At 68.8% G+C, this 15,213-nt stretch carries 13 protein-coding genes and 1 tRNA gene; 9 read left to right on the forward strand and 5 right to left on the reverse strand.

Going from position 1 to position 15,213, the window contains the following annotated elements:
* Window positions 1-81 precede the first annotated feature (81 nt).
* Both DS837_RS08455 and DS837_RS08460 read left to right on the forward strand, forming a co-directional pair.
* Window positions 82-858, forward strand: coding sequence for a competence/damage-inducible protein A (locus tag DS837_RS08455; protein ID WP_149164322.1), 777 nt, complete (start codon window positions 82-84; stop codon window positions 856-858).
* Window positions 859-958: 100 nt separating this feature from the next.
* Window positions 959-1,204, forward strand: coding sequence for a hypothetical protein (locus DS837_RS08460; protein ID WP_145625590.1), 246 nt, complete (start codon window positions 959-961; stop codon window positions 1,202-1,204).
* 52 nt (window positions 1,205-1,256) lie between these two features.
* Here the strand turns inward: DS837_RS08460 and DS837_RS32000 are convergent, their stop codons facing one another.
* Window positions 1,257-1,424, reverse strand: coding sequence for a hypothetical protein (locus tag DS837_RS32000; protein WP_170295781.1), 168 nt, complete (start codon window positions 1,422-1,424; stop codon window positions 1,257-1,259).
* Window positions 1,425-1,611: 187 nt separating this feature from the next.
* On the opposite strand from DS837_RS32000, the gene DS837_RS08465 reads away from it, so the two are divergent.
* The 4 genes from DS837_RS08465 (at window position 1,612) to DS837_RS08480 (ending at window position 3,707) form a co-directional block, all read left to right on the forward strand.
* Window positions 1,612-1,695: transfer RNA gene (locus DS837_RS08465), tRNA-Leu, on the forward strand.
* 189 nt (window positions 1,696-1,884) lie between these two features.
* Window positions 1,885-2,508 (forward strand): hypothetical protein, encoded by a 624-nt coding sequence (locus DS837_RS08470; RefSeq protein WP_149164323.1) that lies wholly within the window; start codon window positions 1,885-1,887, stop codon window positions 2,506-2,508.
* Between the two features lie 308 nt (window positions 2,509-2,816).
* Window positions 2,817-3,293: a bacterioferritin gene (bfr, locus tag DS837_RS08475; protein WP_035671636.1), complete on the forward strand. Its 477-nt coding sequence runs from the start codon at window positions 2,817-2,819 to the stop codon at window positions 3,291-3,293.
* A gap of 156 nt (window positions 3,294-3,449) precedes the next feature.
* Window positions 3,450-3,707 (forward strand): hypothetical protein, encoded by a 258-nt coding sequence (locus tag DS837_RS08480; protein WP_149164324.1) that lies wholly within the window; start codon window positions 3,450-3,452, stop codon window positions 3,705-3,707.
* Between the two features lie 100 nt (window positions 3,708-3,807).
* On the opposite strand, the gene DS837_RS08485 is transcribed toward DS837_RS08480, so the two are convergent.
* From DS837_RS08485 to hisS, 3 genes are all read right to left on the reverse strand, one after another.
* Entirely contained in the window at window positions 3,808-6,834 is a 3,027-nt protein-coding gene (locus DS837_RS08485) for a transglycosylase domain-containing protein (RefSeq protein WP_149164325.1), read from the reverse strand.
* Window positions 6,835-7,051: 217 nt separating this feature from the next.
* Complete coding sequence (locus DS837_RS08490) at window positions 7,052-8,977, reverse strand: tetratricopeptide repeat protein (protein ID WP_149164326.1); 1,926 nt, start codon at window positions 8,975-8,977, stop codon at window positions 7,052-7,054.
* A 25-nt stretch (window positions 8,978-9,002) separates the two neighbouring features.
* Window positions 9,003-10,352, reverse strand: coding sequence for a histidine--tRNA ligase (hisS, locus tag DS837_RS08495; RefSeq protein WP_149164327.1), 1,350 nt, complete (start codon window positions 10,350-10,352; stop codon window positions 9,003-9,005).
* Between the two features lie 157 nt (window positions 10,353-10,509).
* Between hisS and pyrC the strand changes: the two genes are divergently transcribed.
* Window positions 10,510-11,565: a dihydroorotase gene (gene pyrC, locus DS837_RS08500; RefSeq protein ID WP_149164328.1), complete on the forward strand. Its 1,056-nt coding sequence runs from the start codon at window positions 10,510-10,512 to the stop codon at window positions 11,563-11,565.
* A 125-nt stretch (window positions 11,566-11,690) separates the two neighbouring features.
* Here pyrC and xseA read toward each other — a convergent pair whose 3' ends face one another.
* The gene (xseA, locus tag DS837_RS08505) at window positions 11,691-13,301 is read right to left on the reverse strand and encodes an exodeoxyribonuclease VII large subunit (RefSeq protein ID WP_149164329.1); all 1,611 of its coding nucleotides are present in this window, start codon (window positions 13,299-13,301) and stop codon (window positions 11,691-11,693) included.
* Window positions 13,302-13,376: 75 nt separating this feature from the next.
* Here xseA and purD point away from each other — a divergent pair, with 75 nt between their 5' ends.
* Window positions 13,377-14,666: a phosphoribosylamine--glycine ligase gene (gene purD, locus DS837_RS08510; protein ID WP_149164330.1), complete on the forward strand. Its 1,290-nt coding sequence runs from the start codon at window positions 13,377-13,379 to the stop codon at window positions 14,664-14,666.
* Between the two features lie 31 nt (window positions 14,667-14,697).
* Window positions 14,698-14,898 (forward strand): nucleotidyltransferase family protein, encoded by a 201-nt coding sequence (locus DS837_RS33285; RefSeq protein WP_211102143.1) that lies wholly within the window; start codon window positions 14,698-14,700, stop codon window positions 14,896-14,898.
* Window positions 14,899-15,213 lie beyond the last annotated feature (315 nt).

Consider the following 15,213-nt stretch of genomic DNA (forward strand, 5'->3'; position numbering starts at 1 on the left):
AGGTTAAAGCGCGCCCCCGCCATCCGGCAAGCCCGCCGGTCCCGCCATCCCCGCCTCAACCGAGAACGGAGCCGACTCCGCATGTCCACGTCCCCTGCCTCGCCGAACCCGACCGCCGCCGTCCTCGTCATCGGCAACGAGATCCTGTCGGGCCGCACCAAGGACGCCAACCTGCCGCACATCGCGGAGAAGCTGGCCGGCATCGGCGTCCGCCTGCGCGAGGCCCGCGTCGTTCCGGACGTGGAGGAGGAGATCATCGCGGCGGTGGACGCCCTGCGCGGCCGCTACGGCTACGTCTTCACCACGGGCGGCATCGGGCCGACCCACGACGACATCACCTCGGCCTGCGTTGCCAAGGCCTTCGGCGTGCCGCTGGAGCGCAACGCCGAGGCGGTGGCCCGGCTGGAGCGCCATTACGGCGACCCGTCGAAGCTGAACGAGGCGCGGCTGCGCATGGCCAACATCCCGGCGGGGGCGTCGTTGATCGACAACCCGATCAGCGCCGCCCCGGGCTTCCGCATCGGCAACGTCTTCGTCATGGCGGGCGTGCCCAACATCATGCAGGCGATGCTCGACGGCGTCCTGCCGCAGTTGGAGGGCGGGCCGGACCTCCACGCCCGCACCGTCGCCTGCGAACTGGCCGAGGGGCAGATCGCCGCGGATCTCGGCGCCCTGCAGGATCGCTACGCGGACTTGGAGATCGGCAGTTATCCCTATTTCCGCAACGGCTTCTTCGGCGTCAGCCTCGTGCTGCGTGGCACCGACGAAGCCCGTGTGGTGACGGCGACGGAGGAACTGGCGGGCATCGTCCTGCGCTTGGGCGGTACTCCGAACGTCACGGTGGGGACGAAAGGTTAGAGCGGTCCCTACGACGCCAAGCCATCCTTGGTCATATTGTCGCTGCGGTGGGTAATTCTATGTTGAGGGTTATGAAGTGACGCTCATGAAAAGTCGTGCCATGAAACCCTTCGAAAAAGCGGCGATCCTGTTCTTGCTGAAACATCTGGCATCCGGCGTGGCCGGGGCTGTTGTTCTGGCGACGGGGCTGTTGGTTCTTGACGTCGCCAATCTGGCGACTCTGATGGGAAACAGCGATCACGGCATTATTGCCGCGATCATGCTGTATGCCAGCCTCATCCTCACCTTTGGCAGCGTGGCGATGGGCATCGGCATCATGACCCTGAACGAGGACACGCGGCCCTGACCGGCGCTGGACGAACACCCGTCCGGATGAAAGCCGGCCGGGCCAGGGCGGCTCAGAACGGCCCGAAGCTATCATACGCCCAGACCAGCGCCACGATGGCGGCGACCCAGACCGCCGCGTAGGGCAGCCAAGTGGTGCGGTTGCGCCGCAAAGCCGCCGGGACGATCAGCACGGCGACCATCAGCACGCTCACGACACCAAGCCAGTTGATCGATTCCAAACTCATCTCCCTTGAACGCCAGGGTTGCGGGGATTTTTGCGTGTCGGGCGCTTTAAACGCGCTCAATCCTTGACCAAACGCCCGCTGATTGTCTAAGTCAATCCAGCGGAACGGTGGGCTGCATACAATGATATGCAACTCCGGCGGGCGGGGGCAACCCGTTCTCCGAGCCGATCCGCGACGGTGCGCGGGCGTGGCGGAATCGGTAGACGCAAAGGACTTAAAATCCTTCGCCAACGGCATGCGGGTTCGAGTCCCGCCGCCCGCACCATAACCCCGGTGATGGCACGCCCAGTGATGGCACGCCTTGGCGGCGCATGCGCCGACGGCGGCTTCGATGCAAGAGCCGTGAGGCAAACCGTCTCAGATTGAATTTCCCATTCGCCCAGCCACTTCCGGCTCTTATACTCGCATGGGTGGTGCGGGGTGGCGCGGGTGCGCCCTGTCTTGGAAGGAGGCGATGGTGCGTTGGGGTTTGCTTCGTGGCGTGATGGTGTCCGGCTTGGCGACGCTTGCGGCGTCGTGCCAGACGACGGGTTACAACACGGGGGAGCGGGTGCAGCTCGATTGCGAGCGTTCGCCGATCCAGTCCAGTTGGAGCAACGTCTACACGCCGACCCGGACAAAGTGCTTTCGCGCCACGTCGGAAAGCGCAGACCTCATCAGTGTCGTTCATGCCCGGTCCTTCGAAATTCCAGGCGGCTATGCCAACGTCCTTTATCAGGACACGGGGCACAACACGTACATCGTCCAACAGACCGTGCAGGACGTTGTCCGCCAGCATGGAGAGATGTTCAAGGGCGCTTCGGGCTGGGGAGAACCGAGAACCGAAAATATCGCCGGGAATGACTATCAGATGCAGGACTTTGCCTTGCGTGGCAAGTCCTGCACGGCGTTCCTGTTGGCCGGCCCTTTGGCGGCTTATTTCGCCGGCCATCGGAGCAGAGCGTTCGGATACGCCTGTGCCAACCGGTTGGATCGGGAACTGGTGGAACGGCTGCTGACGTCTTTCACCTACGATGTTTCCCGTGCGGAGAACGCACCGGTCAAGCCTTTGCGGTTGGAGAAGGGGAAAGGAGCCTGATGTTCCTTTCCCCGCTCGGGTCGGCGGCCTGTTCACAACGGCGGCGATCTGCGGGTGTGACGTCGCTGGTTTTGTCAAAGAAGAAAATCTTCAAGAATTGACGGCGTGAATCCTCCTCGAAAAGCATGATGACCACATGAATGACAAACCGATGTGAGATTCACTCTCAATGTCATTGAAGGGTTTAGGAAAAGCTGATGTGATTGTTCTGGCTGTTGCTTTCCAATCGGTTGCCAAGGCTCCACAAATGGGGCATGGTCATTCCAGAAACGTCGCGATTCGACAAACAAACCGCATGGAGGCAGGACGTGAAGGGCGATCCGCAGGTCATCACCCATTTGAACAAGATCCTGACCAATGAGCTGACGGCGATCAACCAGTACTTCCTGCATGCCCGCATGCTGAAGAACTGGGGCCTGAAGCGCATTGCGCACAAGATCTACGAAGAATCCATCGACGAAATGAAGCACGCCGACAAGATGATCGAGCGCATCCTGTTCCTGGAAGGTCTTCCCAACCTTCAGGACCTGGGCAAGCTGATGATCGGTGAGGACGTGCCGGAAATGCTCGGCAACGATCTGAAGGTGGAGCACAAGGCCCGCACCGACCTGATCGACGCCATCACCCTGTGCGAGCAGGTCCGCGACTACGAGACCCGCGCGCAGCTCACCGAGCTGCTGGACGACACCGAAGAGCACATCGACTGGATCGAGACGCAGCTCGACCTGATCCAGCGCGTGGGCATCGTCGCCTACCAGCAGGAGCAGATCTACGGCGAGAGCTGATCCGCTCGGGACTGATCGGAGGGGCGTGGCTTCGGGCCGCGCCCACCGACGCCTCCCCCTTTTGCGCGGGTCGGTGAGACGGGATCGGCAACGCCTTGTTAACCATGTGGCCGTAGCTTGCGGGTTTCCGCTTCAGTCTGTACGGGAACCGCCATCATGCTCCCCATCACGTCCTTGCAGGTTGACGACCTGACGCCGGAGGAGACCGCCACCGTCGCGCACGCCTATCTGGCGGCGCTGGATGAGAGCGATCTGGATCAGGGCGATCATGAAAGCGCCTTCGACCGGGCACTGGAGACGCTGCGCGGTTACCGTCCCGGCCTGCCGCTGAACGTCGCCGCGGCGGAGCTGGAATTGCTGCTGGCCTGCCTGCCGGCCGCCGTCTCCACCGCGCAGGAGCCCGCCCTGGCGTAAGGCGCGCCCGGCCGTCTTCTGTTCGGTTCACGAAAAAGGCCCGCTCCGATTTCCCGGGGCGGGCCTTTTCGATTCCGGGTGCCGGCCGCTGGCCCGCCGGTCACAGCCCCGTTTGCGGCTTGCCGGTGTCGGCCGTCTTGGTCACGCCGGGATCGATGAGGGGCTGCAGCGCCGGGGCGATGCTCTTCAGCAGCTGGGCGGGCAGGGCGCTGGTGAAGCGGTAGTTGTCGGCCTCCGGCCCATGGACGAAGGCGGTCATGGTCCCGAAGAAGCGGTCGCCGATGTAGAAGGCGAAGGTCGCCGTCCGGTTCACCGCCCGCGACTCGATCAGGTGCCCGCCGGGGCCGTAACGGTCCAGCCGGTGGTCGCCCGTGCCGGTCTTGCCGCCGATCGGGATGACCGCTCCCGCCGAGTCCTTGAAGGAGCCCCAGACGCGCTTGGCCGTGCCGTTCTGCGCCACGTCCATCAGCGCCTTGCGCAGGGTGGCCGCGACCTCCGCCTTCATCACGCGCTGGCCGCGCAGCTCGCCCAGGCCGACGACGGCCTCGTAGGGCGTGCCGGCGGCGAAGTGCAGCTTGCGCACGCGCACGGTCGGCTGGCGCACGCCGTCGTTCTGGATGATGCCGACCAGCTCGGCCAGGGCCGCCGGGCGGTCGGCGGAGCTGCCGATGGCGGTGGCGAAGGACGGGACGAGCGTTTCGAAGGGGTAGCCCAGCTTGCGCCACTGCTCGGTGATGCGCTGGAAGGCTTCCTCCTCCAGCCCGATGCGGATGCGGGTGTTCTGGGCCGACTGGCCCTTCTTGAACAGCCAGCGGTAGCTCTCCTGGCGCTCCTGCACGCTGGCCTCCAGCACCTCCTGCCGCTTGGCGTCGGGGCGCTTCTGCAGGTAGGAAACCAGCCACAGCTCCAGCGGGTGGACGCGCGCCAGATAGCCGAGGTCGTTGAGCGGGAACTTGTCCGGCCCGTACTTGCCGTAGAGCGACGCGATGTCGCCGTCGTCCAGCTTGGCGTCGGGCAGGCGGGCGCGCAGGAAGGCGCCGAACTCCTTCACCCCGGCCTGCGGGCGCACGGTGCGGAAGATGACCGACAGGCGGTGCGGCATCGGGCGCGACCGGGCGGCCAGCATGTTCAGCATCGCGTCCGGCGTGTGCTTCCGGTAGCTGTTGTAGAAGCGGTTCAGGAAGTCGCTGCCTTCCTTGTCGGCGAAGCGGGCGAGGTAGGCTTGGCGGGCGGGGTGGTCGGGGTTGTGCAGGATGTCGGTGCTGTCGTCGCCGCCCTCGGACAGATAGAACTGCACGACGTCGCGCATCATGCGGATGAAGGGCAGGTTGACCGAATTGCGCAGCGACTCGGTCACGGTCAGGATGCTGCCGTTGTCCCTGGCGTTGAAGTTCACGAAGCTGTGCAGCCCGCCGCCGGTGAAGAAGGCCTCGCCGGGGTTGGCCGAATAGCGGCGCTCCATGGCGGCGTCGAGCATGGCGCTCAATCCGCGGTTGCCGGAGGTCGACAGCCAGTTGGCGGCCCAGCGCGTCAGGTTGTCGGACGCCTCCTCCTCCACGTCGGCGAGGAAGTCCTTGGGCAGGTGGGCGTAGCGGGTGTGCAGCTCCGCCACGATCTCCAGATAGGTCGCCAGCGTGCGCAGCTTCGCCGTGGAGCCGAGGTCGAGCTTGGCGCCCTCGTTGATGTCCAGCGGCTGGTCGAGGTTGTCGGCCTGGACGCGCAGGTAGTTGGCGTCCGGCCCACGCTCGTACAGCGTGACCGAGTAGATGATCTTCGACAGGTCGCTGCCCTTGGTGTCGAGCAGCCGTTCACCGGTCAGCCCCATCTGCGCGGCGAAGGCCGGGTCGCCCAGCTTCGCCAGCACCTCGACCACCCGCTGCTGCGCCGGGGCGTCGAGCGTCGATTCGGCGGTCAGGTCGATGCGGTCGAGCTGGTAGAGGCTGGACACGCCGAGCATGGAGAGAAGCCGGGCACGGATGGCGTTGGGGGCCTTCTGCTCCACGAAATTGGCGGTCTGGGCCTGCGGCGGGTCCTCGCGGAACTTCAGCGTCAGGCCGAGCGCCGCGTCTCGCAGCGCGGTGTCGATCACGCCCGCGCCGTGCAGAACGCGCAGATGGCTGTCGGCCAGCCGCTCCAGCGCTTGCCGGTCCTGGATCAGGTAATGGGAGGGGCGGCGCTGGGCGAGCAGAAGGCTCAGCACCTGCTTGTAGGCCAGCGCCTTCAGCTGCAGGGCGCGGGCGTCGGCGGGCTCCTCCGACAGCACCTTCTCGGCCATGGCGAGGTCGGTGCCGAACCAGGCCCACAGCCCGTCGCCCAGCCCGTTCACCTCGCCGAAGCCGGGGCGCCCGGTCAGCGGGGTGGAGTTCAGGTAGTCGATCAGGATGCGGCGGCGGTGGGCGCCGGTGTCCTCGCCGTCCAGATAGGCGCGGGTGCTGGCCGAGATCATCTGGCGCAGCTTCTCCGTGGCGCCGCTGGTCTGGCCGTCGGGGGAATGGCGGTACTTCTCGATCTGGGTCGCCAGGGTCGAGCCGCCGGGGGAGCGCTGGCCAGGCTTGACCCATTGCACCGGCAGCATCGCCACGGCGCCGGCGAAACGGTCCCACTCCACGGCGGGGTTGCGGCGCGGTTCGTCGGTGTTCAGCAGCTCACGGTTCTCGATGAACAGCAGTGTGGCGGCGACCAGCGGCGGCACGTCCTCGAACTTGGCGAAGACCCGCTCCGGGTAGCGGGCGGAGAACAGCGCGGTGCCGTTGCGGTCCAGCAGGGTCAGCCCGGCGCGCGTCTTCTCATGGTAGATCGGAAAGCCGCCGGCGGCCATGAACTGGTCGAGCGTCGGCGAGAGATGCGCCTGCATCTCCACCGCGTACATGTCCGAGGTCAGCGAGCGCAGATAGCCGGGCAGCCCGACATAGCCCATCCGCTCGTTGTAGGGCCCCTGGGTGGGGTGACGCGCGACGGGGTTCGGCCCCTCGCCCAGCGTGTAGGTCATGTCCTTGGCATAGCCGGCGAGCAGGCGGGCCTGCAGCCGCGACGTGCGCATCTCTTCCTGCGCCAGAAGGGCGCCGCCGCCCAGCGTCGCCGCCAGCGTCACACCCCAGATCGCGCGTCGCACCCACAACCGTGTCATGTCCGGCTCCAGCCATGACCGCGGGGGACGCCCGCGAATTGGTTAAAATGCTCGGCAAACTGGCCGAACGATATGGCCGGAATGTAGGGGCGCCTTGGTTAACAACCGGTGTAATCCTTTGTCCTTCGGGTGTGCGAGTCCGCCCCGAAATTGGTTTAACTCAAAATCGTAGCGGACCGTTGCGTCGGTGCCACGAATGCGCCCAGCGGTTGTGTGGTTAAGAAGCGTGACCGCGCGTCGCCACGAAATCCGTTAACGCCGCGCGCAAGCGGGCGACCACGCCGGACCAGTCGCCGGAGCGGTCCTGGCCGAACACCCGCATGGTCGGGTACCAGGGATTCGCCTCTCGGTTGCCCAGCCAGCGCCAGCAGGCGTCGGCGCGCGACAGCGTCCAGGTGGGCCGCCCCAGCCCGCCCGCGAGGTGGCAGACGGAGGTGTCCACCGTGATGACGAGGTCCAGCGTCTGGGCCAGCGCCGCCGTGTCGGCGAAGTCGCGGACGTCGCCCATGGGGTGCTCGATGTCCATCCCCACCGGGGCCTCGGCCAGTTGCGCCGCGCCCGGCCCCATCTGAAGGCTGACGAAGCGCACCCCCGGCACCTCGGCCAGGGGGGCCAGGGCGGCCAGCGGCAGGCTGCGCCGCCGGTCGATCGGGCTCGCCACCCCGCGCACTGTGCGCGGCGACCCCGCCCAGACCAGCCCGACCCGCGTCCGCCCGTCCGCCGGCACCCGCGCGCGCCACGCCGCAACGTCGGCGGGATCGGCCCGCAGATAGGGCATCGTGGCCGGGATGCTGTCCAGATCCGTCCCGAAGGCGCGGGGCAGGCTCATCATCGGGATGTGCCGGTCGAAGGCCGGAAGCGCGTCACCCCAGGCGACGGCGGCGGACACGCCGTCCACCCGCTCCATCAGCCGCACCAGGGCGGGGGAGCAGCCGACGATCACCCGTGCGCCCCGTTCGGCCAGCAGCGGCGCGTAGCGGACGAATTGCAAGGTGTCGCCAAGCCCCTGTTCGGCGTAGAGCAGGATGGTCCGGCCCGCCACATCCTCCGCGCCGGTCCATTGCGGCTGGGGGAAGCCGCGGTGCACGGGGTCGAGCTGCCGGGTCTCCCAGCGCCACTCGAACTCCTCCCACCCCTCACGGAACTGGCCGGAGGCGAGCAGGGCGACGGCGAGCGCCAGATGGGCGTCGGCGTCGGCGGGGGCGAGGCGGATGGCCTCCCGCCCAGCGGCGACGGCCTCGTCGCGGCGGCCCTCGTGCAGCAGGAGGGACAGGCGGTTGCGGTGGAAGGCGGCCCGCTCCGGGGCGAGACGCGCCGCCCGCCCGCACTGGCGCAGCGCCTCCGCGACGCGGACGGTCTGCTCCAGCAGCGGCACCCGGTTGCCGTAGGCGTCGGGGTTGCCGGGGTCCAGAACCACCGCCCGGCGCCCGGCCCGTTCCGCCTCGTCGAAGCGCCCAAGCGTGACCAGGAGATGGACGAGGTTGGTCTGCGCGTCGGCCAGCGTTGGGTCGAGCCGCAGCGCCTCGCCCAGCGCTTCCACGGCGCCCTCCGGGTCGCCCGTCTGGGCCAGCGCGGCGCCGAGCATGCGGTGCGCCTCGGCGCGCTGCGGGGCGAGGGTGCGCGCCTTGCGGAAGGCGTCGGTGGCCCCCGCCCAGTCGGCGGCGGCGTAGAGCCGCAGGCCGGCCCGCTCGAAGGCCTCGGCCAGCGGTTCGCTGTCGGTGGCGGCGCTGGCCGTCAGGGCGCGGCTCAGCGCGCGGTGGGCGGCGGGACCGTCGCCGGCCTCGGTCAGGGCGTCGCCCAGGGCGAACCAGTCACCGGCGCCGTCGGGTTGCAGGGCAAGGACGCGGCGGAAGGCGGCGGCGGCCTGCGCCGCCCCGTCCGGCGTGCCCAGCGCCATCAGCGCCTTGCCGAGATTGCCGTGGATGTCGGGGGCGAGCGGCAGGAGGGCCGCCGCCTTGCCGATCATCGCCACCCCGTCCACCACGCGGCCGGTCTGGGCCGCCAGCAGCCCGCCGAAATGCAGGGCGTGGGGGTTGTCCGGGTCCACGTCCAGAATGCGGCCGTAGAGCTGCCGCGCCTCATCCAGCCGCCCGGACAGGTGATGGTCGAGCGCGAGGTTCAGGGCTTCGGCGACGCTGGCCATGGGCGGGGCCTTCTGTGGTGGGGAGCTATGCCCCCAGCAGTTCCTTCGCCTTGGCGGCGAGGTCGGCCAGCGGGACTTCGACCTGCTCGCCCTTCACCAGATGCTTCAGCGTCGCCGTGCCGCGCGCCTTCTCGTCGGAGCCCATCAGGACGACCAGCGGGATGCCCGCCTTGTCGGCGTATTTCATCTGCTTGGCGAGCTTGCCGCCGTCGAGCTGGATTTCCGTGTTGAGGCCCGCCGTCCGCAGCGCCGTCGCCAGACCGTAGTAGTCGGCGGACAGGGCTGGGTCCATCTGCGTCACCAGGACCTGGGCGGTGGCACCGCCGTCCTTGATGATGCCGGCTTCCATCAGCTGGTAGAACAGCCGCGTCGCGCCGATCGAGATGCCCACGCCCGGCAGCTTCGACTTGGTGTAGTGGCTGGCGAGGTTGTCGTAGCGCCCGCCGGAGCACACGCTGCCGATGCCGGGATGGTCGTTCAGGAAGGTCTCGTAGACCGTGCCGGTGTAGTAGTCGAGGCCGCGCGCGATGGCGAGGTTGATGCGCACCACGCCGTCCGGCACCTGGAGGGCCTTCAGCCCCTCGATGACCGTGGTCAGCTCCGAGACACCCTGGCGGAAGGTCTCGTTCTCGATGCCCAGCGCGGTGAGGGCGGCGAGCGTCTCCTCGTTCGTGCCCTTGGCGTCGATCAGGGACAGGATCTTTTCCGCGGCGTCGGCGGCCATGCCGAGGCCGGTCAGGCTGGCCTGCACCTTGTCGCGGCCGATCTTGTCCAGCTTGTCGATCTCGCGCAGGACCAGGACGCGCTTTTCCGCGTCGTCCACGCCCAGCCCGTCGAGCAGGCCGAGCAGAACCTTGCGGTTGTTCACGTTGATGGTGAAGCCGCCGAAGTCCAGTTCACGGAAGACGTGGTAGATGACCGCCGGGATCTCCGCGTCGTAATGGGCGGACAGACTGTCCTTGCCGATCACGTCGATGTCGCACTGGTAGAATTCGCGGAAGCGGCCGCGCTGCGCCCGCTCCCCGCGGTAGACCCGCTGGATCTGGTAGCGGCGGAAGGGGAAGGCGAGGTCGCGCTCATGCTCCGCCACGTAGCGGGCGAGCGGCACCGTCAGGTCGAAGCGCAGCGCGATGTCCGGCTTGTTTCCCTGCTGGAGGGCGCCGGTGGACTGCACGAAATAGACCTGCTTCTCGGTCTCGCCGCCGGACTTGGTCAGCAGGGTGTCCACCGTCTCGAACACCGGTGTTTCCACCGGCACGAAGCCGAACCGCTCGTAGCCGCGGCGGATGGTATCGAGCAGACGCTGGAAGGCCACCTGCTGGCGCGGCAGCAGCTCCATCGTTCCGGGCGGGGTGCGGGGGGTGATCAGGCTCATCGGCGCGGGTCCGGCTTCGAATGTCCCTAGGGATTCGGCTAGGGTTCTAGCGGCTTTCGCCGGTCCCGTCACCACTGCAGTGGCCGGATACCGTTGAGTGGGGGACCGTAAGGGGCTAGAACTCCGGCAAACCCCATGCATCCGTGCCGGAGCCGCCATGCCCACCGACCGTCTCGTCCTCCGCCGTCCCGACGACTGGCATGTGCACCTGCGCGACGGCGCCATGCTGAAGGCGGTGCTGCCCTTCACCGCCCACCAGTTCGGCCGCGCCATCATCATGCCGAACCTGAAGCCGCCGGTGACCCGCACGGCCGACGCCGTGGCCTACCGGGAGCGCATCCTGGCCGCCCTGCCGGAGGGCCATGCCTTCACTCCGCTGATGACGGCCTATCTGACCGACGGCACCGACGCCGACGATCTGGCCCAGGGCTTCGAGGACGGCGTGTTCGCCGCCGCCAAGCTCTACCCGGCCAACGCCACCACCAACAGCGCCCACGGGGTGACCGACCTCGGCAAGCTCGCCCCGGTGCTGGAGCGCATGGCGGAGATCGGCATGCCGCTGCTGATCCACGGCGAGGTGACCGACTCCCATGTCGACATCTTCGACCGCGAGGCGGTGTTCCTGGAGCGCGTCCTCGGCCCGCTGCTGGAGCGCTACGCGGCGCTGCGCGTGGTGCTGGAGCACGCGACCACCGCGGAGGCCGTGGCCTTCGTGCGCGAGCACGCCGCCTCGGGCCGGGTGGGGGCGACCATCACGGCGCATCACCTTCTGATCAACCGCAGCCACCTGTTCGCCGGCGGCATCCGCCCGCACCTCTACTGCCTGCCCATCGCCAAGCGCGAGACGCACCGCGTGGCCCTGGTCGAGGCGGCGACCTCGGGCGAGGGGCCGTTCTTCCTGGGCACCGACACCGCCCCGCACACGGTGACCGCCAAGGAGAGCGCCTGCGGCTGCGCCGGCTGCTTCACCGCCGCCAACGCCCTGGAACTCTACGCCGAGGCCTTCGAGGAGGCGGGCGCCCTGGACAAGCTGGAGGCCTTCGCCAGCCTGAACGGCCCGCGCTTCTACGGCCTGCCGGCCAACGAGGACAAGGTGGTGCTGGAGCGCACCCCCTCCACCGCGCCGGACATCGTGCTGACCGCCGAGGGCGAGGGCGTGCTGCCCTTCCGCAGCGGCGAGACCACCCGCTGGACCTTCGCCGGCGCGGCTTGAGAGGCCGGCGCTGCCCCCTCCCTAACCCTCCCCCTCTTCGAGGTGGAGGGGATTGCCGCCGCTCCGCAGAAGGCACCCTCTCCCGCGAAAGCGGGGGAGGGTTGGGGTGGGGGCAAGGTTCCCACTCAGAACAAACTTCCCTGTGTCGGCGGGCGCTGCGGCTTCTTCGGTTCGGGCTTGGCCTTGACGGCCTTCGGCTTCGGCTCCGCCGCGGTGGGCGGCACCTCCACCCGCGGCCCGCCGTCCACCGTCGCGGCGGCCCGGCCGTCGGCGAAGACCAGCGACACCGCCAGACCCGGCGTGGCCTGGGCGGCGCTGGTCAGCGGCTTGCCGTCGTCGGACTGCACCAGGGCGAAGCCGCGCTCCAGCACGCCCTTGTAGGAGTAGCTTTCCAGAAGCTGCCCCACCGCCGCCAGCTTCGCCGCGCGCTCCTCCACCGCCTTGCCGTAGCTGCGGTCCAGGCGCGGCGTCAGGTCGGACAGCCGTCGGCTGCCGTCGCCAAACTTCACCCGGATCGGGCCGAGCGTCAGCCGCCCGGCCACCCGCTCATACTGGCCGCGCGCTGCGACGACGGCGTGGCGCAGCGCGCCGTCGAGCGCGCGGGACTCCGACACCAGCCGCTGCCCGGCCTCGGCCAGCTTCTCCCGCGGGTGGCGCAGCGCCGCGCCCAGCTCGTTCAGGCGGGTGCGGCGGCGGTCGAGGAGGGCGGCGGCGGCCAGGGCCAGCCGCTCCGCCCGGTCGTCCAGCCGCTGGGCGTGGCTTTCCAGCAGGGCGCGCGGGTCGCCAAGGCCACGGGCCAGCCCCTCCACCCGCGTCCGCCGCTCGGCCAGCAGGCGGGTGGCGGCGCCCACCATGCGCCGCTTGTCGTCCAACACCTGGGCCAGCAGCTCCGCCCGCACCGGAACGGCCATCTCCGCTGCCGCCGTGGGGGTGGGGGCGCGGCGGTCGGACGCGAAGTCGATCAGGGTGGTGTCCGTCTCGTGACCGACCGCCGAGATCAGCGGGATGCGGCTGGCCGCCGCCGCGCGGACGACGTTCTCCTCGTTGAAGGCCATCAGGTCCTCCAGCGAGCCGCCGCCGCGCGCCACGATCAGCAGGTCCGGGCGCGGCACCGGGCCGCCGGGGGCGATGCGGTTGAAGCCCTCGATCGCCGCGGAGACCTCCGCCGCCGCCCGCTCCCCCTGCACGGCGACCGGCCAGAGCAGGACCCGGCGCGGGAAACGGTCGTGCAGCCGGTGCAGGATGTCGCGGATGACCGCCCCGGTGGGGGAGGTGACGACGCCGATCACGTCGGGGAGGAAGGGTATGGGCTTCTTGCGCTCCGCGTCGAACAACCCCTCCGCCGCGAGGCGCTTCTTGCGCTCCTCCAGCATCTTCAGAAGGGCGCCCTCGCCGGCCAGCTCCATCGACTCGATGATGAGCTGGTATTGCGAGCGTCCGGGGTAGGTCGTCATGCGCCCGGTGACGATGACCTCCAGCCCCTCCGCCGGCTGGACGGCCAGCTTCGACGCGGTGCCGCGCCAGCACACCGCCTCGATCACCGCCGTGTCGTCCTTCAGGCGGAGGTAGCAGTGGCCGGAGCTGTGACGCTTGGGCTGGGAGATCTCGCCGCGCACGCGGACGAAGCCGAACTCCTCCTCGATGCTGCGCTTCAGGCGCCGGGCGAGGTCGCCCACCGAGAATTCCGGAAGGTTCGAGCCGGGGCGCGGCTCGGGGGCGATCAGCGGAGAGGTCATATCAAGGTCTTGAGTCATGGCGGCACCATGATACAAGGCGCGGTGTCGGCAACAAGCGTGGAAGGACGAGGTGCCATGAAAGTCCTGGTGGTCGGGTCGGGTGGGCGCGAGCATGCGCTGTGCTGGGCCATTCAGAACTCGCCGCTGTGCGACACGCTCTACTGCGCACCGGGCAACGCCGGCATCGCGGATGTGGCCGAATGCGTCGCTATCGGCGCGGAGGATGTGGACGCCCTGGTCCGCTTCGCCCAGGACAAGGCCATCGACTTCGTGGTCGTCGGGCCGGAAGGGCCGCTGGTGCTCGGCCTCGTCGACAAGCTGACCGCCCTCGGCATCAAGGCCTTCGGCCCCAGCGCCGCGGCGGCGGAGCTTGAGGGCTCCAAGGGCTTCATGAAGGACATCCTGGCCAAGTACGGCGTGCCGACCGCCGCCTATGGCCGCTTCAAGGACGTCGAGGCCGCCAAGGATTTCGTCCGCAAGAACGGCGCCCCCATCGTGGTCAAGGCCGACGGGCTGGCCGCCGGCAAGGGCGTGACCGTCGCCCGCACCCAGGAAGAAGCCTTTGCCGCCATCGACGAGGCCCTGGTCGAGGGCCGCTTCGGCGCCGCCGGGGCCGAGGTGGTGGTCGAGGAGTTCCTGGACGGCGAGGAGGTCAGCTTCTTCGCGCTGTGCGACGGCGAGTCGGCGCTGCCGCTGGCCTCGGCCCAGGACCACAAGGCGGTGGGCGACGGCGACACCGGCCCGAACACCGGCGGCATGGGCGCCTATTCCCCGGCCCCGGCGCTGACCCCGGACCTCCAGGCCCGCGTGATGCGCGAGATCGTCGAGCCGACGGTCAAGGGCATGGCGGCGGAGGGACGTCCCTTCAAGGGCGTGCTGTTCGCCGGCCTGATGATCGGCAAGGACGCCGACGGCAACCCGGTGCCGAAGACGCTGGAGTTCAACGTCCGCTTCGGCGACCCGGAATGCCAGACGCTGATGATGCGCCTGAAGTCCGACGCGCTGGCCGCGTTGATCGCGGCGGCGGACGGCCAACTGAAGAACATCGACCTGCGCTGGCACGACGAGACGGCGCTGTGCGTCGTCATGGCGGCGAACGGCTATCCCGGCGACTACGTGAAGAACACCGAGATCAAGGGCTTCGACGCCGCCAACGCGGTGGAGGGCGTGACCGTCTTCCACGCCGGCACGAAGCTGGCGGACGGTGGACGGGTGCTGTCCACCGGCGGGCGCGTGCTGGGCGTGACCGCCAAGGCCCCGACCGTGGCCGAGGCGCAGAAGCGCGCCTACCAGGGCGTGGACGCGCTGGACTGGCCGGACGGCTTCTGCCGCCGCGACATCGGCTGGCGGGCGGTGGGGCGCTGACGGCGCCCCGCTTCGGCGCTATATTGGAAGGATGGCGACGGCGCTCCAATTGTCGGCTGGCGTATCAGCCGAGGACCTCAAGACTCTGGCTTCCCGGTACGGAGCCGGCAACCTGCGCGTCTTCGGCTCCCGTGCCCCGGGGAGGGCGCGGCCCGACAGCGACCTGGACCTTCTCGTGGCGTTAGAACCAGGGCGGGGTTTGTTCAACTTGATCGAATTGAAGCACGCTTAGGAGGAACGGACCGGCGCTGCCGTTGATGTGGTGACGGAGCGTGGGCTGTCGCCTTGCATGCGCGACGGAATTCTTCAGTCGGCGCGATCCTTGTGACCCAGGACCGTGCTTACCTGGAACACGCATCCGCGAGGCCACGTGGTTGCGCACCGGTCATTCCGGACGTTGTGCGGAATTATCCCTTTGACGTGATTACTCACCCGGCTGGCGGCAGCTGAGCCGTTAAGCGACGACGAAGGTGCCGTCGATGAGGTTGCGGATGGCGGTCCAGGCGGACTGGCCTTGGCGGCGCGCGGTTCCGGTGACCGAGCGGTA

The organism is Azospirillum brasilense (genome assembly GCF_008365405.1).
GTDB lineage: Bacteria > Pseudomonadota > Alphaproteobacteria > Azospirillales > Azospirillaceae > Azospirillum > Azospirillum brasilense_D.